We start from the raw sequence: 23856 nt of genomic DNA, 5'->3' as shown, positions 1-23856 counted from the left end.
ACCTTGATAGTGATGGAGGAATATTCCCCCATCACTATCGGTTAAGCTTATTCTTTCGTGACGGCGTCTTTTTCAGCTGCTTTTTCCTTTTCTGCCGGTTTCACTTCCGAAACAATCGCATCGGCAGCATGGTCTTCGTCCTCATCGAAGTTTTCCATATTAACTTCTTGTTCATCGCTCGTTAAAATCGTCACATCCATGCCTAAGCTTTGCAGCTCTTTAATTAAAACTTTAAACGACTCCGGCACACCTGGCTCCGGTATGTTTTCCCCTTTGACAATTGCTTCGTATGTCTTCACGCGACCAACCACATCGTCCGATTTGACGGTAAGTATTTCTTGCAATGTATACGCAGCACCGTAAGCTTCGAGCGCCCATACTTCCATTTCGCCGAAACGTTGTCCGCCAAATTGCGCTTTCCCACCGAGCGGTTGCTGCGTAACAAGCGAGTACGGTCCCGTTGAGCGAGCATGAAGCTTATCGTCAACCATGTGCGCCAGCTTAATCATATACATAATGCCGACCGATACGCGGTTGTCAAACGGTTCTCCCGTTCTGCCATCGTATAGAACCGTTTTTGCATCACGCGGCATCCCTGCTTCTTCCAGTATATTCCATACATCTTCTTCTGTAGCGCCGTCAAATACCGGCGACGCAATATGAAGACCGAGTTTTTTCGCGGCCATCCCAAGATGCAGCTCAAACACTTGCCCGATGTTCATCCGCGACGGAACACCTAACGGGTTTAACATAATATCAATCGGTGTGCCATCCGGCAAGAACGGCATATCTTCTTCCGGCAAGATGCGGGAAATAACCCCTTTGTTTCCGTGGCGGCCTGCCATTTTATCGCCTTCGGAAATTTTCCGTTTTTGCACAATATAGACGCGGACAAGCTGATTGACGCCAGGCGGAAGCTCATCGCCGTCTTCGCGGTTAAATACTTTCACATCGAGCACAATACCGCCGCCGCCATGCGGAACGCGCAGCGATGTATCGCGCACCTCGCGTGCTTTTTCCCCGAAGATGGCGTGCAACAACCGTTCTTCGGCTGTAAGCTCCGTCATTCCTTTTGGTGTTACTTTACCAACGAGCAAATCGCCGTCTTTTACTTCCGCACCGATGCGGACAATTCCGCGCTCATCTAAATTCTTTAGCGCATCCTCCCCGACGTTTGGAATATCGCGCGTAATTTCCTCTGGACCAAGTTTCGTATCGCGGGATTCCGCTTCATATTCTTCGATATGGATCGATGTATATACGTCCTCTTTGACGAGGCGTTCGCTCATAATAATTGCGTCTTCGTAGTTATAGCCGTCCCAAGTCATAAAGGCGACAAGCACGTTGCGGCCAAGCGCAAGCTCACCTTTGTCCATCGACGGACCGTCTGCTAAAATTTCACCTTTTTCAACAATGTCACCTTTTTTCACAATCGGACGCTGATTGTAGCAAGTTCCTTGGTTCGAGCGGACAAATTTCAACAGACGATATTTGTCAAGGTCTCCTTTTACTTCCTTTCCGTCTACTTCAATGAGACGGCGAACCCAAATTTCTTTGGCCTCTACCCGTTCGACAATACCGCGATGTTTACAAATAACAGCGGCACCGGAGTCTTTCGCCGATACATATTCCATTCCTGTACCGACAATTGGTGCTTCCGGCTCTAACAGCGGAACTGCTTGACGCTGCATGTTCGCACCCATAAGCGCGCGGTTCGAGTCGTCGTTTTCTAAGAACGGGATGCATGCCGTCGCTGCCGATACAACTTGCTTTGGCGACACGTCCATATAGTCAACGCGGTCGCGTTTGACGACAATGTTTTCCCCGCGGAAACGTGCGACAACATTTTCTTCTAAGAACGTTCCATCTTCCGCAAGCGGGACGTTCGCCTGAGCCACAACATAGTTGTCCTCTTCGTCTGCCGTTAAGTAATCAATTTGATCGGTTACTCTTCCTGTTTCCGGGTCGACGCGCCGATACGGCGTCTCAATGAAACCGAATTTATTGACTTTCGCATAAGTCGATAACGAGTTAATTAATCCAATGTTTGGGCCCTCAGGGGTTTCAATCGGACACATCCGTCCATAGTGGGAGTAGTGAACGTCGCGCACCTCAAACCCTGCGCGCTCCCGCGTCAGCCCACCTGGTCCTAACGCCGAAAGACGGCGCTTATGCGTTAATTCGGCAAGCGGGTTCGTTTGGTCCATAAATTGCGAAAGCTGCGAGCTTCCGAAAAACTCTTTAATCGCAGCGATGACCGGCCGAATGTTGATCAATTGCTGCGGTGTAATCGTGTTTGTATCTTGAATGGACATACGCTCGCGAACAACCCGCTCCATACGAGATAAACCGATGCGAAATTGGTTTTGCAACAATTCACCGACCGAACGAAGACGACGGTTTCCTAAATGGTCGATATCGTCCGTATCGCCAACCCCATGCAGCAAGTTAAAGAAATAGCTGATGGAAGCGATAATATCCGCTGGAGTAATATGTTTGACATCTTCAGCAATATAGCCGTTGCTGATGACATTGATCACTTTTTCGTTGTCCGGGTCATTTGGCGAGTAAATTTTAATCGACTGCACAGAAATCGGCTCGTCTACTACGCCCCCGTTAGGTTTATAAGTTTGCAAGCCAATGCCTTTTTCAAGGTATGGCAGCAAACGATTTAACATTCTGCGGTCAATGATTGCTCCTTTTTCGGCAATAATCTCGCCTGTTTCCGGATCGATTAATGTTTCGGCAAGACGTTGGTTAAACAGGCGGTTTTTAATATGGAGCTTTTTATTAATTTTATAACGTCCGACGCTTGCTAAATCATAGCGTTTCGGATCAAAAAAGCGAGAGATTAACAAGTTTTTCGCGTTTTCAATCGTCGGCGGTTCGCCTGGGCGCAGGCGCTCGTAAATTTCAATGAGCGCTTTTTCGGTGCTATCCGTATTATCTTTTTCAAGCGTGTTGCGCAAATACTCATTGTCGCCGATCAAATCAATAATTTCTTGATCGGAACCAAACCCGAGCGCACGAAGAAGCACCGTAACTGGCAGTTTACGTGTGCGATCAATGCGAACATATACAACATCTTTGGCGTCAGTTTCGTATTCTAGCCAGGCGCCGCGATTCGGAATCACGGTCGCTGAATAGCCTCGTTTTCCGTTTTTATCCACTTTGTCGCTGTAGTACACGCTCGGAGAGCGGACAAGCTGGGATACAATAACCCGCTCTGCCCCGTTAATGATAAACGTCCCTGTTTCTGTCATTAACGGGAAATCACCCATAAACACATCTTGTTCCTTTACTTCACCTGTCTCTTTGTTAATTAAACGGACTTTTACGCGAAGCGGCGCAGCATATGTAACATCGCGTTCTTTCGCTTCTTCTACCGTATATTTCGGCTCCCCTAAACTATAATCAATAAATTCAAGAGAAAGATTACCGGAAAAGTCTTCGATCGGGGAAATTTCGCGGAACATTTCCCGCAATCCTTCATCAAGAAACCATTTGTAAGAGGAAGTTTGAATCTCAATAAGATTCGGCAATTCGAGCACTTCACTAATGCGCGCGTAACTTCTCCGTTGGCGGTGTCGTCCATATTGAACTAGTCGGCCTGTCAAGTGATTCACCCCTCAAATGTAAACATTAATCAAATTGGAAGGTAAACATGGAGCCATGCTTTTCATGGAGAAAAAAAGAAAATGGTTTCTATCATAGAAAACCATATTTTCACCTGTTTATTGATTTTATCATTTTTTCCATTATCACCAAAATTATACGTACCATCCTACTAGGGAAATGTACACATTTAGCATTGTATAATGTTATCACAACCCAAAAACACTGTCAACATTTTTTCGCCTTTATGATATAATATCCTTTTTTCTTCGCTACCACTTCTGCGTGTGAAAACACTTCTTCCAATTTTTTTAACGCAGACGGCGCCCCTTGCTTTTTTTGAATGACAACCCACAGCTCCCCATTTTCGTAAAGATGGTCGGCGCTTTGTTCAAAAATGGCGTGAACAACGCGTTTTCCGGCACGAATCGGCGGATTGGTTAAAATCGCAGCAAATTTTTTATCGCCTACTTGCGCAAATAAATCACTTTCATAAATCGTTACATTTTTAATATCGTTGGCCTGTTTATTTTCTATAGCCAACTCGATCGCGCGCTTGTTAATATCCACCATGTCTACATGGCGGTGTGGAAAGGACTTTGCAACCGCCAAGCCGATCGGACCATATCCGCAGCCAATATCCAAAAAACCGCCCTCTATATCCGGTTCCATAAACGTTTCAATCAACAACCGCGTGCCAAAATCGACTTCCCGTTTGGAAAATACGCCGCTGTCCGTGGTAAATACGAACTTATTGCCCCGCAATACAAACGTCCACGTATGAGGATGGCTTTCCGATGACGGGTTGGAAGAATAATAATGTTCGCTCAATTTCATCACCTTTCTTTTGCCCATCTATCTTCCATCATACCCATTTTTGCAGTAAAAAAGCCCGCTGAAACCAGCGGGCTTTTTTCTTGTAAACAGCAATTATTTTACTTCTACGCTAGCGCCAACTTCTTCAAGTTTTGCTTTGATTTCTTCTGCTTCTTCTTTCGAAACGCCTTCTTTAATTGGTTTTGGAGTGTTGTCAACTAAGTCTTTTGCTTCTTTTAAGCCAAGACCAGTGATTTCGCGAACAACTTTGATAACTTTAATTTTTTGCGCACCAGCATCAGCAAGAATAACATCGAATTCTGTTTTTTCAGCAGCAGCTTCGCCGCCAGCAGCAGCGCCGCCAGCAACCACTACAGGAGCAGCAGCAGTTACGCCGAACTCTTCTTCAATTGCTTTTACTAATTCATTTAATTCTAATACTGTCATATTTTTAACCGCTTCAATGATTTGTTCTTTTGTCATTGTCAGTTCCTCCTTAATTTATAATTTTATGCATATATGGATGCGAGATTATGCGCCTTGCTCTTCTTTTTTATCCGCAACCGCTTTTGTAACAAGCGCAAAGTTGCGAATTGGAGCCTGAAGAACGCTAAGCAACATAGAAAGCAAGCCTTCGCGGGAAGGAAGTTTTGCAAGCGCATTGATTTCTTCCAGCGTCGCAATGTTGCCTTCAATGACACCTGCTTTAATTTCAAGTGCTTCATGGTCTTTGGCAAATTCACTTAAAATTTTTGCAGGCGCTACGACATCTTCATTGCTAAATGCAATCGCATTTGGTCCAGTAAATACGTCGCTTAATCCTTCTAATCCAACTTCCGCCAGCGCGCGGCGGGTTAATGTGTTTTTATACACTTTGAACTCAACGCCCGCTTCGCGGAGCTGCTTGCGGAGCTCTGTAATTTCCGCTACGTTTAAGCCGCGGTAGTCTACGATAACCGTAGATTTGCTGGCGCGGAACTTTTCAGCTATCTCTGCTACAATTTGTTTTTTGAGTTCGATCGCGCTGCTCATTTTTACACCTCCTGTAGAAGATAAAATGAAAACACCACTTATACCGCATCAGTAAAAAACCTCCATGCCACGTAGACATGGAGGTATCGCAAAACGCGCAAAACGGCCTTGAACGCGTTTTTCTATCGCACAAATACCTCGGTAGGAAATTAAGCTCCTAAGAGCACCTACTGTCTACGGTACAAATGATATTCATTTTTTCAGACAAAAGACATTTTACTAAAAGGATGGAAAGAAGTCAATATTTATTGTGCTACCGCTACTGTAGATGGGTCTACTTTGATGCCAGGCCCCATCGTCGAAGTAACCGTTACATTTTTCACGTACGTACCTTTTGCAGCGGCTGGTTTTGCTTTTAAAATCGCTTCGTAAATCGTAGTGAAGTTTTCTACCAGTTTTTCGTTGTCAAACGACACTTTGCCGATCGGCACGTGGATGTTGCCGGCTTTGTCAACGCGATATTCGACTTTACCAGCTTTAATTTCTTGCACCGCTTTCGCGACATCAAATGTAACGGTGCCAGTTTTCGGGTTTGGCATTAATCCTTTTGGACCTAAAATACGTCCCAGTTTACCAACTTCACCCATCATGTCAGGTGTTGCGACAACGACATCAAAATCAAACCAACCTTGTTGGATTTTGTTGATATATTCTGTATCGCCAACGTAGTCGGCGCCAGCTGCTTCCGCCTCTTTCGCTTTTTCCCCTTTAGCGAATACTAATACGCGTCGTACTTTCCCTGTACCATGAGGCAATACAACCGCGCCGCGAATTTGTTGGTCCGCTTTTTTCGGATCCACGCCTAAACGGAACGCAACTTCCACCGTAGCATCAAATTTAGCAATGTTCGTTTTTTTCACCAGTTCAATCGCTTCTGCGATTGGATACGCTTTAAAGCGGTCTACAAGTTTCAATGCTTCTAAGTATTTTTTTCCTCTTTTTGGCATACATAATTCCTCCTCATTGTGGTTTTAGCGGAATAACCTCCCACGAATAAAGGTTGCGAAAAGGATCACTCCTTGTAGTCGCAACCTCCTCAGCCAACACTATGCACATTAGTCTTCGATAACAATGCCCATGCTGCGGGCTGTACCTTCAACCATGCGCATCGCAGCCTCAATGCTTGCTGCGTTTAAATCCGGCATTTTCATTTCCGCAATTTCACGCACTTTGTCGCGTTTGATTGTCGCTACTTTATTACGGTTTGGTTCACCAGAACCGGATTCAATGCCGGCCGCTTTTTTCAGCAACACTGCAGCTGGCGGAGTTTTTGTAATAAATGTAAATGAACGGTCCTCAAACACCGTAATTTCAACTGGAATAATCAAACCCGCTTGGTCAGCTGTGCGAGCATTGAACTCTTTACAAAACGCCATAATATTAACACCGGCTTGACCTAATGCAGGACCAACTGGCGGTGCCGGATTCGCTTTCCCCGCAGGAATTTGCAGTTTGACGACTTTTACAACTTTTTTTGCCACGAGACACACCTCCTTAAGTCCGTGATGTGGTATTAGGGATAGTCCCTCCCACTCATAAGGCTAATGTCATATAGCCTTTTTCCATATCTCCCGTTTCGGTTGAGAGGATCTGCGTGTTAAAAAATCACAGTGCTCCCTTATACACTTGTATAAGTTCATTGCTTGTACGGAAATATATTTGTCTCGGTTTACGAGACATACTGACTTTAAAATATTATCACTTTTCGATTTTGATTGCAAGTTCTTTTCCATCATATTTTTTCAATCTGCGAAAATTCCAACTCCACCGGTGTTTCACGGCCAAACATATTCACAAGCACTTTCACTTTTCGTTTATCCACATCGATCGCTTCTATTTTACCAGTAAAGTTAGTAAAAGGACCTTCTTTTACCCTTACCGTTTCATTTAGTTCATAATCTATATCGATGTCTGTCAATGGCATGCCCATCCGTTTTAAAATCATTTTCACTTCTTCTTCCATCAATGGGGTTGGTTTAGAGCCAGCCCCGCTTGAACCGACAAATCCCGTTACCCCAGGAGTATTGCGCACCACATACCAAGAATCATCGGTCATCACCATTTCCACTAGTACATAGCCTGGAAATACTTTCTTTTTCGTCGTTTTTCTTTTGCCGTTTTTCACATCTGTTTCTGTTTCTTCGGGAACGACAACGCGAAATATTTTATCCTGCATACCCATGGATTCGACGCGTTTTTCTAAATTGGCCTTTACTTTATTTTCATAACCGGAATACGTATGAATCACATACCAATTTTTTTCCATTGATTAGGACTTAACTGTCCTTTCCCTCCCCAAATCGGTTTCATTTCCTTTTTTAAGCAAAACAAAAACCCGTTACCGGGTCAGACGCTCACATTATTATCTTTCATTATATCATATCGGCAGCAGACTTATTCAAAAACAAAACGAATTAATTCGGAAATACCTAAATCAATAACGGCAAAAAACACCGTAAAAAACGTAACGGTAGCTAATACAATAGCGGTATAATTAACTAATTCCTTCCGGTTTGGCCAACTTACTTTTTTCATTTCTCGTGCTACTTCTTTAAAAAAGTTTACGATTCGCTGCATGATTAGTAACCTCCAACAGACTTGAAAAACTGCTCACATAGCGCTACTTCGTTTCACGGTGGAGCGTATGCATGTTACAAATTTTACAAAATTTATTCGCTTCAAAGCGTTCCGCTGCATGGCTTGTTTTTTTCATCGTTACATAATTTCGGCCGCCGCATTTACTGCAAGCTAAAATCACTTTTTTTCGCATGAGTGTCCCACCGTTCTATAAGGATGTCCATAAAAATTTACCACACCCTCATTTCACTGTCAACGTCAGATTTGTTTGCCCCTATGTTAGACGTTCTCAAAGGCTGATTTCACGGTACTCCAAATATTTTTCCAGCTTTCTTTTTACACGCTGAAGAGCGTTATCAATCGATTTGACATGGCGGTTCAATTCTTCAGAAATTTCTTGGTACGAACGTCCATCTAAATACAAAGCAAGCACTTTTCTCTCTAAATCGCTAAGAAGTTCTGCCATTTTGACCTCAATATCGTCTACTTTTTCGCGATTGACAATAAGCTCTTCCGGATCCGTCGCTCTTGTGCCGGAAATGACATCCATCAACGTTCGGTCTGATTCATCATCATAGATAGGCTTATCTAAGGAAACGTATGAATTCAACGGAATATGTTTTTGCCTTGTTGCCGTTTTAATAGCCGTAATCATCTGCCTTGTGATGCAAAGTTCTGCAAACGCTTTAAAAGAGGAGAGCTTGTCCCCCTTAAAATCTCGAACCGCCTTGTACAGGCCGATCATCCCTTCTTGAACAATATCTTCCCGATCAGCGCCGACTAAAAAATAAGAGCGGGCTTTAGCACGTACGAAATTTTGGTATTTATGAATTAAAAAATCTAGCGCATCCCCATCTCCTTGATGTACCAACTCTACTAACCGTTCATCTTCCATGTTTTTGTAATCACTGTACATTTTTTCCTTGAAGCATTGACCCACGCTGATCCCCCCGACCGCATAAATCGCTAGAATTTATTATACAGTACAAATTTTTACAGCGTCAACCACTCACTTTTGACCTCTTCGCCATTTTTCGAAAATTTTAGCAACTTCTTCGGTTAACGGGACTTTGGACATCGGGGTTTGTTGCTGCATGTGTTGCAGTTTTTTGGAAATATCTTTTTCGATCGTCTCCATTTCTGCTAAAAGCTCACGGGCTGACTTTCGCAGTGCTCCTTGACTAAAAATCGTCCATTGCTCCGTATAATCCGACGTAGCAACATACACCTTCGTTCGTACATTGATTAAGCTTTTAGCCAACCGTTCAATGCGCTCGTCCGCCGTTTCATGTTCTTTCGTAAATATTACTTCGACTTGATGGTTTTTATATTTTTTCTCATTCCCTTGTACGAGGTGTGCATCAAAAACGATAATGACTCGGTCTCCTGTAAATGCTTGATACTCCGCCATTTTGTCAATCAGCAAATCCCTTGCCGCGGCAAGGTCATCTTCCTCTTTTAGTTCGCGGAGTTCCGGCCAAGCACCGATAATGTTATAGCCATCAACAATTAAAATATTCATCATTTATTCTCCTAACGGATATCGCTTGCGGTACACCTCATACATGAGAATGCTTGCAGCGACGGAAGCATTCAATGATGTCACATGCCCTCTCATCGGCAGACGAAGGAGAAAATCGCATTTTTCTAAAACAAGTCTGCTGATTCCTTTTCCTTCACTGCCAATTACCAGAGCCAATGGCATTGTTCCGTCAAAGGAGCGGTAGTCGTCTTTTGCTTTCGCATCAGTCCCGACAATCCACACCCCACGCTCTTTTAATTCGTCGATCGTTCTCGCTAAATTTGTCACTCTAGCAACGGGAATATGCTCGATAGCGCCTGTGGAAGCTTTCGCTACCGTCGCCGTCAAGCCGACAGAACGCCGCTTCGGAATAATAATGCCGTGCGCCCCTACCGCATCAGCCGTTCGCATAATGGATCCTAAATTATGCGGATCCTCTAGTTCATCGAGAATAAGAAAAAACGGCGGTTCGCTTTTTTCCGATGCCCGGGCGAATAAATCGTCGATTTCGTAGTAACGGTATGCTGCAACTTGAGCCACCACTCCTTGGTGTGTCCCTTCTACCATTTGATCGAGCTTTTTTTTCGGAACGTATTGCACAAGCACACCATTTTGTTTTGCAAGCTGAATAATCGGCTGCACAGAGTGGCGCTGCACCCCTTCTGCGATCCAAATTTTATTGATTTCCCGCTGCGACTTCAACGCTTCCATCACTGGGTTTCTCCCAATAATAAAATCCATCGTTACAACGTCCTTTCCTTACTTTCAATAATCGCAAATGAACAACGAATTAGCTCTTCCACCCGCTTTTCATTTTTCCCTAAAAAATGATAGCCAATCAATGCTTCAAACGCCGTGCTATACCGGTACGTCTGCACGTCCGTGTTTTTCGGAATCGTGCCGGATTTGGCGTTTCTCCCACGGCGGACAATGGCCTGTTCCTCTTCCGTTAATAATTCTTTTTCCAATAAAGCTAGTAACACTTTAGCCTGCGCTTTGGCTGATACATATTGAATGGCTTGGCGATGAAGCTGGTGCGGTTTCACGCTGCCATTGGCAAGAAGGTGATGCCGTACATATACTTCGTAGACGGCATCACCAATGTAGGCAAGCGCTAATCCATTTAGCTGTTTTACATCTTTGATCGGCTGTAGCAAGCTCATTCCTTTTATCCTCTTTTCCATCTTGTTCCTTGCGGCGTATCTTCTAAAATAATGTTTTTCGCTTTTAATTGATCACGAATTTGATCGGCTAAGGCAAAATTGCGGTTTTTTCTTGCTTCATTCCGCTTTTTGATAAGCTCTTCAATTTCCTCATCTAATAATTCTTCCTCTTGCAGCGTAATGCCAAGCACACCGAGCAGCTGTTCGAACTCGCGTAAAAACGCATGAATGACGCGTTCCGATGTATTTTTCTCATGCAAATATAAATTCGCTTGTTTCGCCAGCTCAAATAACACGGCGATTCCATTAGCTGTATTAAAATCGTCGTCCATTTCGCGGATAAACGCCTCATGCTGCTCGTAAATCCGCTCAAGCCATTGCTCGTCGTCATCAGTTAAATTGGTGCTGCTTTGCAATCGATGTTTTAAGTTAAAATAGGATGTTTTTAACCGTTCTAATCCTTTTTTCGCGCTTTCTAACAGCTCATCGCTATAGTTGATCGGATGGCGGTAATGAACCGAAAGCATAAAGAACCGTAGCACTTGCGGATCGATTTGCTGGATAATATCATGAACGAGCACGAAGTTGCCAAGCGATTTTGACATTTTTTCATTGTTAATATTTAAATATCCGTTATGCAGCCAATATTTTGCAAACGGTTTTCCCGTTAATGCTTCCGATTGGGCGATCTCATTTTCATGATGAGGAAATGTCAAATCCTGGCCGCCAGCATGAATATCAATCGTATCTCCTAAATATTTGCGCGCCATGGCTGAGCATTCGATATGCCATCCCGGACGGCCTTTTCCCCACGGGCTGTCCCAGCAAATTTCCCCTTCTTTTGCCGCTTTCCATAAAGCAAAGTCAAGCGGGTCGTCTTTCTTTTCCCCGATTTCGATGCGCGCTCCCGCTCTTAGTTCGTCAATGGACTGGTGAGAAAGTTTTCCGTACTCCGCAAATTTTCTCGTGCGATAATACACATCGCCGTCGACTTCATATGCATACCCTTTATCGATTAGCGCTTGAATAAACGCAATAATGACATCGATATTTTCGGTGACGCGCGGATGCACATCCGCTTTTTTGCAGCCGAGTGCGGTAATATCTTCAAAATATGCTTGAATAAACCGCTCGGCAATCGTCGGCACATCTTCCCCTAGCTCCCGCGCTGCTTTAATTAATTTGTCATCGACATCGGTAAAATTGGATACATATGTCACTTCATAGCCGCGGAACTCTAAGTAGCGTCGAATGGTATCAAATACGATCGCGGCGCGGGCGTTGCCGATATGAATATAGTTATATACCGTCGGACCGCATACATACATTTTCACCTTATTTGGTTCGAGCGGTTCAAACGTTTCTTTTTTTCTTGTTAGCGTATTATAAAGCCGAATGCTGCTCATGTTCGCTCTTCCTTTCCTGTTTTAAGCTCTCGATTTCGCTGCGCAATTTGGCAATTTCCGCTTCCAGCTCTTTAATGCGATCAGCCACTGGATCTGGCAAGTCTGTATGATTTAAGTCTTTTTTCACTCTCACCCCGTCACGAACAACCACCCGTCCCGGAATCCCGACAACGGTCGAGTTTGGTGGCACGTCTTTTAAGACGACCGAACCAGCGCCTATTTTCGAGTTTTCCCCGATCGTAATCGATCCAAGCACTTTTGCTCCTGCCGCAATTAAGCAGTTATCTTTGATCGTCGGATGGCGCTTCCCTTTCTCTTTCCCGGTCCCGCCTAATGTTACGCCTTGGTATACAGTTACATTATCGCCAATTTCACACGTTTCGCCAATAACCACTCCCATGCCATGGTCGATGAAAAAGCGACGACCAATTTTCGCTCCCGGATGAATTTCAATGCCGGTAAAAAAGCGGCTGATTTGCGAAATCAAACGGGCGAGAAAATAAAATTTACGTTTGTACAACGCATGAGCAATGCGATGCGCCCAAATCGCATGCAAACCGGAATACGTTAAAATCACCTCTAAATAGCTTCTTGCCGCCGGGTCTTGCTCAAAAATCACTTCAATATCTTCTTTTAGTGTTTTAAACATATAGTCCTCCCCCCACCATTATTTAATAATTTGCATTATATCGATAACGGTTTTGTTTTTTCATTAGAAAAAAGCGCCTCTGTGCCAAAGACACAGAGACGCTCTGCGCGCGGTTCCACTCTGTTTAGCTAAACGATCGTTTAGCTCGCTCTAGTCTGATAACGGAGAAACTCCGCTCCCATCTACTACAGAACGTCCCTGTTCCGGTTCGAAAGGAGGCTCCGAGGGGCATTTCGGAAAACATCGGTCATGAATCACTTCCAGCCAAGGTGATTCTCTCTGGAATGCCAATGTTTCCTACTTCTCCTCATCAACGCTTTTTCCATATTTTCATTTTTACTTAAACTATATGAAAAGCGTACAAAAATGGTTAATGAATAACTTTTTCTAATCGGCTGATCACTTTTTCTTTTCCTAGTAATTGGAGCGCAAACGGCAATTCCGGACCATGAGTTTGCCCGGTTACGGCGACGCGGATTGGCATAAACAATTTTTTCCCTTTTTGTCCTGTCGCCTTTTGCACGGATTTAATGGCTGCTTTAATATTGTCCGCCGTAAATGGCTCGAGTTGCTTCGCTTCTTCTAAAAATGCTTTCAATACATCCGGAACTTGTTCTTCCGCCAACACTTGTTTTGCCTCTTCATTATACTCAATCTCTTCTTTAAAGAACAGCTCCGATAGCTCTACAATTTCTGCTCCGTAACTCATTTGCTCTTGATATAGGGCAATTAAATCGCGCGCCCATTGCCGCTGTTCTTCGCTCATTTGCTCCGGCAGGCGCCCTGCTTTAATTAAATGCGGCAAAGAAATTTCCACCAGCCGGTCTAAGTCTAGCTTTTTAATATATTGGTTATTCATCCATGTCAGCTTTTTCGTATCGAACATCGACGGCGATTTGGACAATCGGGAAACATCAAAAATACGGATTAGTTCTTCTTTCGAGAAAATTTCTTCTTCTCCTTCTGGCGACCAGCCTAACAGCGCAAAAAAGTTGAACATCGCTTCCGGAAGATAGCCAAGCTCCTTATACTGCGAGACAAATTGAATAATCGACTCGTCGCGTTTCGAAAGCTTTTTGCGCTGCTCATTTACGATCAAGGTCAGATGGGCAAATTGCGGCGGCTCCCAGCCGAAATAGTCGTACACCATCAGCTGTTTCGGCGTGTTCGATAAGTGCTCTTCGCCGCGGAACACATGTGTGATTTTCATTAAATGATCATCGATGACAACGGCGAAATTGTATGTCGGGATGCCGTTCGCTTTCATAATGACCCAATCGCCGATATCTTTCGATTCAAACGTCACTTTTCCGCGCACCATATCTTCAAATTCATATGTCTTTCCTTCAGGAACTTTGATGCGGATCGTATATGGCTTTCCTTCCGCTTCCAATTGGGCAACTTGTTCTTTCGTTAAATGGCGGCATTTTCCGCTATATTGTGGCGCCGCGATACCTGCTGCTCTTTGTGCTTCCCGCTCTTTTTCGAGCTCTTCCGGCGTACAGAAACATTTATAGGCGTATCCTTTTTCTAAAAGTTCATCAACATATTTACGGTATATATCAAGACGTTCTGTTTGGCGATACGGACCATATCCTCCGTCTTTATCGACGGATTCATCATAATCAATACCGAGCCATTTTAAATTTTCCAGCTGCGATTGTTCACCGCCTTCTACGTTGCGTTCAATATCCGTATCCTCAATGCGTACAATAAATTTTCCGTTATGATGACGGGCAAATAAATAGTTAAACAAAGCTGTCCGCGCCCCGCCAATATGCAAATGGCCGGTTGGACTTGGTGCATAGCGCACTCGTACTTCTTGTGCCATTGTTGATAACCTCCAATATAATCAAGCTTGTACCACTATTGTACATTTTATCGCGGCAAAGTTCAAAATAGATTGTTTTCCGCGATACAGTCCATCGCAGAAGCTTACCGTTTTTGCAATAATACGACTGCCTGCGCAGCAATTCCTTCTTCCCGGCCGGTAAAGCCCAGCTTTTCCGTCGTTGTGGCTTTTACATTGACTTGTGATGGTTCTCCTTCTAACAATTCGGCAATTTTCTCTTTCATTTGTTCAATATATGGCGTCATTTTCGGCTTTTGTGCAATAATCGTGCAATCGACGTTCACAAGCACGTATCCTTGCTGTTTCACTAGCTCCCATACATGTTTTAATAATAACGCGGAATCCGCGTCTTTAAAACGGTTGTCTGTGTCCGGGAAATGCTTCCCGATGTCGCCGGCGCCGATCGCCCCTAGACAAGCATCTGCAACCGCATGCAGCAATACGTCGGCGTCGGAATGGCCAAGCAGCCCTTTTTCGTAGGGAATGCGAACGCCACCTATAATTAAAGGACGACCATGAACAAGCTGATGCACATCAAATCCTTGACCAATGCGAAACATGTCGTTCCCCCTCCCTTTTAAACTGGCGCGGCTCGATAAAATCGCTTCCGCAAACAATAGGTCATCCGGTGTCGTTAATTTAATATTGCGGTAATCGCCTTCCACAATCTTTACTTTTCCGCCGATTCGCTCGACGAGGCTGGCATCGTCCGTGCCGATATAACCTTCCTTTTTTGCTTGCTCATGTGCCTGTAAAATGAGAGAAACATGAAAAGCTTGTGGAGTTTGTACAGCCCACAAGCTAGAACGTTCCATCGTCTCTTTCACAAACTGTCCGTGGACTTTCTTGATCGTATCTTTGACGCGAACCGCCGGAACCGCTGCGCCATACTCATTTGCTGCTGTTACTAATTCATGAATGTGCTCCACGGTAACGAATGGACGGGCGCCATCGTGAATAAGGACAATATTGCTGCTTTTGAGCGCTTTCAGTCCATTGTACACGCTATGCTGCCGCTCTTTGCCGCCGTTGACCACTGCGATAATTTTGTTGAGATGAAAGCGGGAAAGTAATTGTTCAAATTGGGTTCTTTCCGCTTCGTTAATCACCACAATAATGCCGTCGCACCATTCATCGCTGTCAAACACTTTCAATGTGCGCACGATCAACGGTTCATGACGAAGCTCAATGAACTGTTTATTCACTCCCGCTCTCATTCGCTTTCCTTGCCCAGCTGCTGGAATGACTACCTCATACTTCATTGCCGTTTCCCCTATTCATTTGTTTAAAGTGCTTTTTGCAACAGTTTTAGCTTGGCGAAAATCATTCTCCCTGCAGATGTTTGTAACACGCTCGTCACCAAGACGTCAACCCGTTTGCCAATGTACTCTTTTCCATCCTCGACGACGATCATCGTGCCATCATCTAAATACGCTACTCCTTGATTATGCTCTTTGCCATCTTTGATAACATGGACGTTTAATTCTTCCCCAGGCAGAACAACCGGTTTCACCGCATTGGCTAAATCGTTAATATTAAGAACACGCACATTTTGCAGCTCACATACTTTATTTAAATTAAAATCGTTCGTAACAACAACTCCTGATAACAATTTTGCTAACTTCACCAGCTTGCTGTCGACTTCCTGAATATCATCAAAATCGCCTTCATAAATTTCTACTTTTATATCCAATTCTTTTTGGATGCGATTTAAAATGTCCAGCCCGCGGCGGCCGCGGTTGCGTTTCAACACATCGGAAGAATCGGCAATATGTTGCAATTCTTCCAGCACAAAGCGCGGAATGACAATGGGTCCTTCTAAAAAACCAGTTTGACAAATGTCTGCAATCCGACCGTCAATAATGACGCTTGTATCTAAAATTTTCACTGAACCGCCCTTTGGCTGCTCTGCCTCTCCTTCTCCACTTTTTCTCTTCGCCATTCGGTTAGAAAGAGAAAATAAGTTCATTAATTCATGCCGTTTGCTAAAACCAACGCGGAATCCTAAATAACCGAGCAAAATCGTCAAAAAGATTGGCAGAACCGTATTGACAACTTGAATGTGAAACGATTGCAGCGGCATGACAACTAAAAATGCGATAATAAGGCCAAAAATGAGCCCTAAACTGCCAAACAATAAATCGGCAACAGGCACTTTAACGAGCGATTCTTCCATCCAACGAATCATATCAACTACATAATCGACTAGCCAAAATGTCAACATAAAGAAAATAATTGCCCCTAATATTGCCAATGTATAGGAATTATTTAAGAGCGGCACAGCGCTTATATGCATGATCCGCAATAAATCAGGCAAAAAAACAGCACCTAATGTTCCTCCGACAACAAGAAAAAATAGCTGCACGATCCGCTTTACCATGTCTGGATCTTCACCTCCCTATTTAACATTATAAACAGTTTCCAATGTTTGAAACCAATAATAGCATAGTTTTTAATGTTTTTTAAACATTTGGCATAGGTTTGTAACGATTTTACTGCAACGTATGCTCGAGCGCCTCGGAAACGTGGGATACACCAATGACCGTTATATGCTTAGGAGGATTCCAGCCCGTTAAGTTGTTTTTTGGAATAATAATACGAGAAAAGCCTAATTTGACGGCCTCTTGCACGCGCTGTTCGATGCGGGACACGCGGCGCACTTCCCCGGTTAAACCGACCTCTCCGATAATCACATCAGACGGATTCGTCGGCTGGTCGCGAAAGCTGGAGGCAATGCTGACGGCGATCGCCAAATCAATCGCCGGTTCATCCAATTTGACTCCTCCTGCCACTTTCAAATAGGCATCTTGATTTTGCAAAAGCAGACCTACCCGCTTCTCTAATACCGCCATCAACAAAGAAACACGGTTATGGTCAATACCGGTTGCCATCCGCCGCGGATTGCCAAAGCTCGTTGGCGATACTAATGCTTGAATTTCGACTAATACAGGACGAGTTCCCTCCATCGCTGCAACAACCGTTGAACCCGCCGCACCGCGGGAGCGTTCTTCCAAAAACACCTCTGAAGGATTTTCGACTTCGGCAAGCCCTACATCCCTCATTTCGAAAATGCCAATTTCATTGGTAGAACCAAACCGGTTTTTTACCGCCCGCAAAATGCGATACGTATGATGCCGCTCCCCTTCGAAATAAAGAACAGTATCAACCATATGCTCTAAAATTCGCGGACCGGCAATGGCACCCTCTTTCGTCACATGCCCGACGATAAAAACGGCGATTCCTTTCGTTTTCGCGATTTTCATTAATTCCGCCGTGCATTCGCGCACTTGCGCCACACTTCCCGGAGCAGATGTAATATCAGCGCGATACACGGTTTGAATAGAGTCAATGACCACACAAGCAGGGCGAATATTTTCTATTGCTTCTACAATATATTCCAAATCTGCCTCCGCTAACACATACAATTGATCGGAGACCACATGGAGGCGGTCAGCGCGTAGCTTCATTTGCTTAATCGATTCTTCGCCTGATATATACAATACTTTATGCTGCATCGCAGCAAGCTGCGCAGAAACTTGCAACAAAAGCGTTGACTTTCCAATACCAGGATCCCCGCCGATTAACACGAGCGAACCTTTTACAATTCCTCCGCCTAATACGCGGTTAAATTCGGACATATTCGTTTGCATGCGCGGCTCCTGCGTGGTCGTTACGGTAGTAATCGGCACCGGTTTAGCCAAGGCATCAGATGCAGAATGGACAAACACTCCTCTTGTTGCCGGCTTTACTCGCTCTATTTCTTCGACCAGCGAATTCCAAGTGTTGCATCCTGGACATCTTCCAAGCCATTTCGCTGATTCATAGCCGCATTCTTGACAAACAAATTTCGTTTTCTTTTTCCCCATCGAAAAAACCCTCTCTTTTTTACATTGAAACAAAAAGGTATGGGCAATGGAGCTGCCGCATACCTTTCGCAAAAACTTTGATTACATTACCGCTTGTTCTGATAATACAACGAATTCTCCGTCTTTAACATCGACAATGACTTTTTGTCCCTTTGCAATCGTTCCTTTTAACAGCTCTTCCGACAAACGGTCTTCGATATGTTTTTGTAGAGCGCGGCGCAGTGGGCGAGCACCATACTCTGGGTCATATCCTTCCGAGGCAATTTTTTCAATCGCCGCATCCGTCAGCTCTAAATCAATATCTTGCTCTTTTAAGCGTTTGATTAATGTGCCTGCCATCAGTCTGACAATTTGTTTTAAATGTTGTTTTTCGAGCGAATGGAAGACGATAATTTCATCAATTCGGTTTAAAAACTCTGGACGGAACGCTTTCTTTAACTCATCTATGACTTTTCCTTTCATGTCTTTGTACTTCTGATCTTCATCTTGGACGCTAAAGCCGACGTATTTATTCCGTTTCAACGCGTCCGCGCCGACGTTCGACGTCATGATGATAATCGTATTACGGAAATCTACCGTTCTTCCTTTCGAATCGGTTAAACGACCGTCTTCTAGCACTTGCAGCAAAATGTTAAATACGTCCGGATGGGCTTTTTCCATTTCATCCAGCAATACGACCGAATACGGCTTGCGGCGCACTTTTTCGGTCAGCTGGCCGCCTTCTTCATATCCGACATAACCAGGAGGCGATCCGATTAAACGGGACGTCGAGTGTTTCTCCATGTATTCCGACATATCGATGCGGATAAGAGCGTCTTCATCGCCGAACATCGCTTCAGCAAGCGCTCGGGCCAGCTCCGTTTTTCCAACCCCAGTCGGTCCAAGGAAAATAAATGAGCCGATTGGACGTTTTGGATCTTTTAATCCAGCACGGGCGCGGCGCACTGCTTTTGCTACGGCTTTGACGGCCTCGTCTTGCCCAACGACACGCGAATGTAAAATTTCTTCTAGTTTCAGCAAGCGCTCGGTTTCTGTTTGCGCCAATTTTGAAACTGGGATTCCTGTCCAGCTCGATACGACCATGGCAATGTCCTCGACCGTTACTTCCGAATTTTCTTGGCCTTGTTTTTCCTTCCATGCCCGTTTTGTTTCTTCTAGTTCTTCACGCAGCCGTTGCTCCATATCACGCAAGGAAGCCGCTTTTTCAAATTCTTGGCTTTGTACTGCAGCATCTTTTTCTTTCCGGATTTCCTCCAGTTTTTGTTCCAGTTCTTTTAATTTCGGCGGAGCGGTAAAGGAACGAAGACGGACTTTTGAGCAAGCTTCATCAATTAAGTCAATCGCTTTATCCGGGAGAAAACGATCTGTAATATACCGGTCGGATAATTTGACCGCTTGAATGATCGCTTCATCGGAAATAGAAACACGGTGATGCGCTTCATAACGGTCACGCAGCCCTTTTAAAATTTGAATCGATTCTTCCACCGTTGGCTCGTCAACATAAATCGGCTGGAAGCGGCGTTCTAGTGCTGCATCCTTTTCAATATATTTGCGGTATTCATCCAATGTCGTCGCACCGATACATTGCAGCTCCCCGCGAGCAAGAGCCGGTTTTAAAATGTTCGATGCGTCGATCGCGCCTTCTGCTCCGCCGGCGCCAATCAAAGTATGAAGCTCGTCAATGAACAGAATGATATTCCCCGCCTGACGAATTTCATCCATCACTTTTTTCAAACGATCTTCAAACTCGCCGCGATATTTCGTACCGGCTACGACCGTTCCCATATCCAGCGTCATCACCCGCTTATCGCGGAGCGTTTCCGGCACTTCATTGTTGACAATTTGCTGCGCAAGCCCTTCAGCAATTGCCGTTTTCCCTACACCAGGCTCCCCGATCAACACCGGGTTATTTTTCGTGCGCCGGCTTAACACTTCAATTACGCGCTGAATTTCTTTGCTTCGGCCAATAACAGGGTCCAATCGACCTTCGCGGGCAATCGCCGTTAAATCGCGGGCCAAGCTGTCTAATGTCGGCGTGCTGACATGGGAAGCACCGCTTCCTGAATGACCCGAAACCGATTCGTTGCTTCCGAGCAGCTGTAATACTTGCTGGCGCGCTTTATTCAAGCTGACTCCCAAGTTGTTAAGTACACGGGCCGCCACCCCTTCGCCTTCGCGAATAAGACCAAGCAAAATATGTTCGGTGCCCACATAGGAATGGCCAAGTTTTCTCGCTTCGTCCAAGGATAATTCAATAACCCTTTTTGCCCGCGGTGTATAGTGAATCGTATGGGAAACTTCTTGTCCGCGACCAATCAGCGACTCCACTTCTTTTTGAATTTTTTCCGGCCCAAGTCCCAACGCCATTAATGCTTTCGCTGCGATTCCTTCCCCTTCGCGGACCAGCGCTAACAAAATATGTTCCGTGCCAATATTGTTATGGCCCAGGCGTATCGCTTCTTCTTGGGCTAGCGCTAATACTTTTTGCGCCCGTTCCGTAAATCTGCCAAACATCATTATTCATCACCCTCCATATTTTTTCTCTCTTCCATTTTTAGACGTTCCCGTATTAATGCCGCTCGACGAACATCCCTCTCCTCTGGTCTCAGCGCACCGCCGGCGTATTGTTGCAAAAACCCAGGCTGTGTCAAAATCATTAGCTCATTTAAAATATTGCGCGAAATATTTTTAATGTATCCTAAATCAATTCCTAAACGCACGTCGGACAAACACTGCGCCGCTTCTTTCGATTCAATCATCCGACAGTTGGCCAATATTCCATACGAGCGGAATACTCTGTCTTCTAATTTTATGTTTAAAGTTTTGACTAATGCCTCCCTTGCCATTCGCTCTTGGGCGATTAATTGCTTAACGATGCTTTGTAAATCTTCGACAATATCTTCCTCTGATTTTCCTAATGTAATTTGGTTTGATATTTGAAATATATTACCTAAAGCCTCACTTCCTTCTCCGTATGTTCCGCGTACTACCAACCCCAATTGATTAATAGCTGGAATAATGCGGTTGATTTGCTGTGTTAAAACGAGGGCAGGAAGGTGCATCATCACAGAGGCGCGCATCCCTGTCCCAACGTTGGTTGGGCAGCTTGTTAAATAGCCGAGTTTTTCATCGAAGGCATAATTCACATGCTCTTCAATCCAATCATCCAGCCCATTCGCTGCTTCCAATGCTTCGGTTAATTGCAACCCTGGAAATAAGCATTGAATGCGAATATGGTCTTCTTCGTTAATCATAATACTCACTTCTTCATTTTCCGATAGCAGGCAAGCACCGAATGGCGAATCTTCTGCCAAATGTGGGCTAATTAGATGTTTTTCTACTAATACCCTTTTTTCAATCGGCTGAAGCTCTGACATTTTTAACAATTCAAAACGTCCGACCGAATGATAAGAGCGATGGGCAAATGTCTGTTCGAATAGGGAAACAATTTGTTGTGCCTCCTCGCTGCTAAACACGGTTGGGAAACGGAAGTCAACGATGTTTCGTGCCAAACGGATACGGCTGCTTAACACGATATCAGAATCAGGACCTTCCTGGCTCATCCAAGAACTAACGGCCGTATTAAAAAACTTTTCAAATGACATACCGCTACATTTCCCCCTCTCCACGCTGACGCAGCTGATATTCCAAAGAACGAATTTGGTCGCGGACTTCTGCCGCCTTTTCAAATTCCTCTCTCGCTACAAGTTCCTGCAGCTTTTGTTTTAGGACGAAGATCTGTTTGCGCAGATGAAGCACTCCGCCTTTTCGTTTCGGTATTTTCCCGGAATGGGTCGTATTTCCGCTATGAAGTCTTTTTAATATTGGGGGCAAATATCGCGCAAATGTCCGATAACAGTCAGAGCAGCCAAAACGCCCGATTTGGATGAATTGATGATAGGTCATTTTACATGTTTCACATTGTAAAATATTCGGGCCTGAGAACGTATTGGTGGCCATTTCTTTCATCGGCGTTTGGAAATTAAGCAATCCGGCTAGTAGATTGTTTAAAGAAAAATCATCGTTTTCGTAAAACATAAACATATCGCCATGCTCTTTCGCGCATTGTTCACAAAGATGAAATTCAGTTTTTTCACCGTTGATAATTTTCGTAAAATGCATCGTCGCTGGTCTTTGTTTACACTCTTGACATATCAACGCGGTCCCCTCCCCTATTTGTATTTCAGCGATGTTAACATCGCTTTGAGCATGCGCGCCCGCAGCTCATCCCGCTGCGGCAAACCGATATATAAAACAGAGCGATCCATCACGCTTAACATAATCTTTGCTTCCCGCTCAGAAATGACTTTTTCCTCGACAAGACGTTCAATGATATCTTCTGCATTGGATTGGCTGATGCGGTGCCCGACTAATTCCAACAATTGATCGATTAATTGCGCCTCGCTTTTCGTTTTCACTTTCATAATGCGGATATAGCCGCCGCCTCCGCGTTTGCTTTCGACAATATACCCTCTCTCGAGCGTAAACCTTGTATTGATCACATAATTAATTTGTGATGGAACGCACTGAAATTTATTAGCAATTTCACTGCGTTTAATCTCGACAATGTCTTCGTCGCTCATATTTAATACCTGTTTTAAATATTGCTCAATGATATCGGAAATATTTGGCACTCTACCCTCCTCCTTAACAATCAAAGTTGACTTTGACTATATTTGACCTTACCTCTACTATATAGTGTATTACAAAAAAATGCAAGAGTTACCGACAAAAATGACTAGTCATAGGATATCCTTTTTTGCCAAAAATGAAACACCAATATCGGTTTTGCATATGGTCAAGGAAAAAATAAACAAATGAGGCTAAACAAATGAGGCAAAAAAGAAGCATGCCTTTCATAAAAAAGGCATGCTTCTTCATCCTGCCTAGCGACGACCTACTCTTGCAGGGGCGCTGGCCCCAACTACCATCGGCGCTGGAGAGCTTAACTTCCGTGTTCGGGATGGGAACGGGTGTTTCCTCTCCGCTATAGTCACTAGGCAAGCTGTTCTATTGGACATATATTATTATATTCATCAGATTGATTTTGTCAAGAAGGAGTTCATTCCTTCAAAACTAGATAACCGTCTGCTTGGAAGAAGCCAGGCGCCCTGCGCTTTTCGTACTGTCTAGCTCCGGCTCGCCTCCGCTCGGGGTCAAATAACCTTCGCTTTCGGGATGCAAGCATCCCTCCAGGCGAAGAACATTTGCCCTTCGCGGCGAACCGCTCGCCTCCGCTTTTCTTGGTTAAGTCCTCGATCGATTAGTATCCGTCAGCTCCACGTGTCGCCACGCTTCCACCTCGGACCTATCGACCTCGTCATCTTCGAGGGATCTTACTCGCTTAACGCGATGGGA

At 44.5% G+C, this 23856-nt stretch carries 23 protein-coding genes, 2 rRNA genes and 2 other annotated features; all 25 genes read right to left on the bottom strand.

Annotated elements, in window-relative coordinates:
• Positions 1 to 47 precede the first annotated feature (47 nt).
• Positions 48 to 3617, bottom strand: coding sequence for a DNA-directed RNA polymerase subunit beta (gene rpoB, locus HT574_RS18075; protein ID WP_042410124.1), 3570 nt, complete (start codon positions 3615 to 3617; stop codon positions 48 to 50).
• Between the two features lie 226 nt (positions 3618 to 3843).
• Entirely contained in the window at positions 3844 to 4446 is a 603-nt protein-coding gene (locus tag HT574_RS18070) for a class I SAM-dependent methyltransferase (RefSeq protein WP_026078351.1), read from the bottom strand.
• A gap of 99 nt (positions 4447 to 4545) precedes the next feature.
• A complete protein-coding gene (gene rplL, locus HT574_RS18065; RefSeq protein ID WP_017434027.1) occupies positions 4546 to 4914 on the bottom strand; it encodes a 50S ribosomal protein L7/L12 in 369 nt (122 codons plus the stop codon).
• 48 nt (positions 4915 to 4962) lie between these two features.
• Complete coding sequence (rplJ, locus tag HT574_RS18060; RefSeq protein WP_017434028.1) at positions 4963 to 5463, bottom strand: 50S ribosomal protein L10; 501 nt, start codon at positions 5461 to 5463, stop codon at positions 4963 to 4965.
• A gap of 44 nt (positions 5464 to 5507) precedes the next feature.
• Positions 5508 to 5661 (bottom strand) — a sequence feature (ribosomal protein L10 leader region).
• A gap of 47 nt (positions 5662 to 5708) precedes the next feature.
• Complete coding sequence (gene rplA / locus HT574_RS18055) at positions 5709 to 6410, bottom strand: 50S ribosomal protein L1 (RefSeq protein ID WP_175245658.1); 702 nt, start codon at positions 6408 to 6410, stop codon at positions 5709 to 5711.
• Between the two features lie 108 nt (positions 6411 to 6518).
• Positions 6519 to 6944 (bottom strand): 50S ribosomal protein L11, encoded by a 426-nt coding sequence (gene rplK, locus HT574_RS18050; protein ID WP_017434030.1) that lies wholly within the window; start codon positions 6942 to 6944, stop codon positions 6519 to 6521.
• A gap of 251 nt (positions 6945 to 7195) precedes the next feature.
• Positions 7196 to 7729, bottom strand: coding sequence for a transcription termination/antitermination protein NusG (gene nusG, locus HT574_RS18045; RefSeq protein WP_017434031.1), 534 nt, complete (start codon positions 7727 to 7729; stop codon positions 7196 to 7198).
• 128 nt (positions 7730 to 7857) lie between these two features.
• Positions 7858 to 8040 (bottom strand): preprotein translocase subunit SecE, encoded by a 183-nt coding sequence (gene secE, locus HT574_RS18040; RefSeq protein ID WP_017434032.1) that lies wholly within the window; start codon positions 8038 to 8040, stop codon positions 7858 to 7860.
• A 43-nt stretch (positions 8041 to 8083) separates the two neighbouring features.
• Complete coding sequence (rpmG, locus tag HT574_RS18035; protein ID WP_175245657.1) at positions 8084 to 8233, bottom strand: 50S ribosomal protein L33; 150 nt, start codon at positions 8231 to 8233, stop codon at positions 8084 to 8086.
• A 96-nt stretch (positions 8234 to 8329) separates the two neighbouring features.
• Entirely contained in the window at positions 8330 to 8956 is a 627-nt protein-coding gene (sigH, locus tag HT574_RS18030) for an RNA polymerase sporulation sigma factor SigH (RefSeq protein WP_100225052.1), read from the bottom strand.
• Between the two features lie 93 nt (positions 8957 to 9049).
• Positions 9050 to 9562 carry an NYN domain-containing protein gene (locus HT574_RS18025; RefSeq protein WP_175245674.1) on the bottom strand — a complete coding sequence of 171 codons (513 nt, stop codon included), beginning with the start codon at positions 9560 to 9562 and terminating at the stop codon, positions 9050 to 9052.
• A gap of 3 nt (positions 9563 to 9565) precedes the next feature.
• On the bottom strand, positions 9566 to 10303 hold the full coding sequence (gene rlmB / locus HT574_RS18020; protein WP_017434036.1) for a 23S rRNA (guanosine(2251)-2'-O)-methyltransferase RlmB: 738 nt from the start codon (positions 10301 to 10303) through the stop codon (positions 9566 to 9568).
• Positions 10304 to 10305: 2 nt separating this feature from the next.
• Positions 10306 to 10725, bottom strand: a complete 420-nt coding sequence (locus HT574_RS18015; protein WP_175245656.1) for a Mini-ribonuclease 3 — start codon at positions 10723 to 10725, stop codon at positions 10306 to 10308.
• Between the two features lie 5 nt (positions 10726 to 10730).
• Positions 10731 to 12131, bottom strand: coding sequence for a cysteine--tRNA ligase (gene cysS, locus HT574_RS18010; RefSeq protein ID WP_175245655.1), 1401 nt, complete (start codon positions 12129 to 12131; stop codon positions 10731 to 10733).
• Positions 12109 to 12780: a serine O-acetyltransferase gene (gene cysE, locus HT574_RS18005; RefSeq protein ID WP_017434039.1), complete on the bottom strand. Its 672-nt coding sequence runs from the start codon at positions 12778 to 12780 to the stop codon at positions 12109 to 12111. The genes cysS and cysE overlap by 23 nt, the downstream gene beginning before the upstream one ends.
• A 91-nt stretch (positions 12781 to 12871) precedes the next feature.
• Positions 12872 to 13103: a binding site (T-box leader), on the bottom strand.
• Positions 13104 to 13150: 47 nt separating this feature from the next.
• Positions 13151 to 14611, bottom strand: a complete 1461-nt coding sequence (gltX, locus tag HT574_RS18000) for a glutamate--tRNA ligase (protein WP_175245654.1) — start codon at positions 14609 to 14611, stop codon at positions 13151 to 13153.
• A gap of 104 nt (positions 14612 to 14715) precedes the next feature.
• Entirely contained in the window at positions 14716 to 15894 is a 1179-nt protein-coding gene (locus HT574_RS17995; protein WP_175245653.1) for a bifunctional 2-C-methyl-D-erythritol 4-phosphate cytidylyltransferase/2-C-methyl-D-erythritol 2,4-cyclodiphosphate synthase, read from the bottom strand.
• Between the two features lie 23 nt (positions 15895 to 15917).
• A complete protein-coding gene (locus HT574_RS17990; RefSeq protein ID WP_061579343.1) occupies positions 15918 to 17012 on the bottom strand; it encodes a PIN/TRAM domain-containing protein in 1095 nt (364 codons plus the stop codon).
• Between the two features lie 112 nt (positions 17013 to 17124).
• Complete coding sequence (gene radA, locus HT574_RS17985; protein WP_175245652.1) at positions 17125 to 18498, bottom strand: DNA repair protein RadA; 1374 nt, start codon at positions 18496 to 18498, stop codon at positions 17125 to 17127.
• Between the two features lie 81 nt (positions 18499 to 18579).
• The gene (clpC, locus tag HT574_RS17980; protein WP_175245651.1) at positions 18580 to 21015 is read right to left on the bottom strand and encodes an ATP-dependent protease ATP-binding subunit ClpC; all 2436 of its coding nucleotides are present in this window, start codon (positions 21013 to 21015) and stop codon (positions 18580 to 18582) included.
• Positions 21015 to 22103 carry a protein-arginine kinase McsB gene (gene mcsB, locus HT574_RS17975; protein WP_175245650.1) on the bottom strand — a complete coding sequence of 363 codons (1089 nt, stop codon included), beginning with the start codon at positions 22101 to 22103 and terminating at the stop codon, positions 21015 to 21017. The genes clpC and mcsB overlap by 1 nt, the downstream gene beginning before the upstream one ends.
• 4 nt (positions 22104 to 22107) lie before the next feature.
• Positions 22108 to 22656, bottom strand: coding sequence for a protein-arginine kinase activator protein McsA (mcsA, locus tag HT574_RS17970; RefSeq protein WP_175245649.1), 549 nt, complete (start codon positions 22654 to 22656; stop codon positions 22108 to 22110).
• 14 nt (positions 22657 to 22670) lie between these two features.
• On the bottom strand, positions 22671 to 23132 hold the full coding sequence (locus tag HT574_RS17965; RefSeq protein ID WP_175245648.1) for a CtsR family transcriptional regulator: 462 nt from the start codon (positions 23130 to 23132) through the stop codon (positions 22671 to 22673).
• 250 nt (positions 23133 to 23382) lie between these two features.
• A 5S ribosomal RNA gene (rrf, locus tag HT574_RS17960) occupies positions 23383 to 23499 on the bottom strand.
• 242 nt (positions 23500 to 23741) lie between these two features.
• Positions 23742 to 23856: ribosomal RNA gene (locus HT574_RS17955) — 23S ribosomal RNA — on the bottom strand; the annotation flags it as partial.

Source organism: Parageobacillus sp. VR-IP, from assembly GCF_013357975.1.
Classification (GTDB): domain Bacteria; phylum Bacillota; class Bacilli; order Bacillales; family Anoxybacillaceae; genus Saccharococcus; species Saccharococcus caldoxylosilyticus.
The sequence above is the reverse complement of the archived record's forward strand: the minus strand, read 5'-3'. Positions and strand labels throughout refer to the sequence as shown.

What these genes read in the sequence shown, in the direction of transcription:
- rplL (WP_017434027.1), bottom strand. Translation starts at nt 4,914, where the DNA reads ATGACAAAAGAACAAATCATTGAAGCGGTTAAAAATATGACAGTATTA.
- rplJ (WP_017434028.1), bottom strand. Translation starts at nt 5,463, where the DNA reads ATGAGCAGCGCGATCGAACTCAAAAAACAAATTGTAGCAGAGATAGCT.
- rplA (WP_175245658.1), bottom strand. Translation starts at nt 6,410, where the DNA reads ATGCCAAAAAGAGGAAAAAAATACTTAGAAGCATTGAAACTTGTAGAC.
- nusG (WP_017434031.1), bottom strand. Translation starts at nt 7,729, where the DNA reads ATGGAAAAAAATTGGTATGTGATTCATACGTATTCCGGTTATGAAAAT.
- secE (WP_017434032.1), bottom strand. Translation starts at nt 8,040, where the DNA reads ATGCAGCGAATCGTAAACTTTTTTAAAGAAGTAGCACGAGAAATGAAA.
- rpmG (WP_175245657.1), bottom strand. Translation starts at nt 8,233, where the DNA reads ATGCGAAAAAAAGTGATTTTAGCTTGCAGTAAATGCGGCGGCCGAAAT.
- sigH (WP_100225052.1), bottom strand. Translation starts at nt 8,956, where the DNA reads ATGTACAGTGATTACAAAAACATGGAAGATGAACGGTTAGTAGAGTTG.
- HT574_RS18025 (WP_175245674.1), bottom strand. Translation starts at nt 9,562, where the DNA reads ATGAATATTTTAATTGTTGATGGCTATAACATTATCGGTGCTTGGCCG.
- rlmB (WP_017434036.1), bottom strand. Translation starts at nt 10,303, where the DNA reads ATGGATTTTATTATTGGGAGAAACCCAGTGATGGAAGCGTTGAAGTCG.
- HT574_RS18015 (WP_175245656.1), bottom strand. Translation starts at nt 10,725, where the DNA reads ATGAGCTTGCTACAGCCGATCAAAGATGTAAAACAGCTAAATGGATTA.
- cysS (WP_175245655.1), bottom strand. Translation starts at nt 12,131, where the DNA reads ATGAGCAGCATTCGGCTTTATAATACGCTAACAAGAAAAAAAGAAACG.
- cysE (WP_017434039.1), bottom strand. Translation starts at nt 12,780, where the DNA reads ATGTTTAAAACACTAAAAGAAGATATTGAAGTGATTTTTGAGCAAGAC.
- gltX (WP_175245654.1), bottom strand. Translation starts at nt 14,611, where the DNA reads ATGGCACAAGAAGTACGAGTGCGCTATGCACCAAGTCCAACCGGCCAT.
- HT574_RS17995 (WP_175245653.1), bottom strand. Translation starts at nt 15,894, where the DNA reads ATGAAGTATGAGGTAGTCATTCCAGCAGCTGGGCAAGGAAAGCGAATG.
- HT574_RS17990 (WP_061579343.1), bottom strand. Translation starts at nt 17,012, where the DNA reads ATGGTAAAGCGGATCGTGCAGCTATTTTTTCTTGTTGTCGGAGGAACA.
- radA (WP_175245652.1), bottom strand. Translation starts at nt 18,498, where the DNA reads ATGGGGAAAAAGAAAACGAAATTTGTTTGTCAAGAATGCGGCTATGAA.
- clpC (WP_175245651.1), bottom strand. Translation starts at nt 21,015, where the DNA reads ATGATGTTTGGCAGATTTACGGAACGGGCGCAAAAAGTATTAGCGCTA.
- mcsB (WP_175245650.1), bottom strand. Translation starts at nt 22,103, where the DNA reads ATGTCATTTGAAAAGTTTTTTAATACGGCCGTTAGTTCTTGGATGAGC.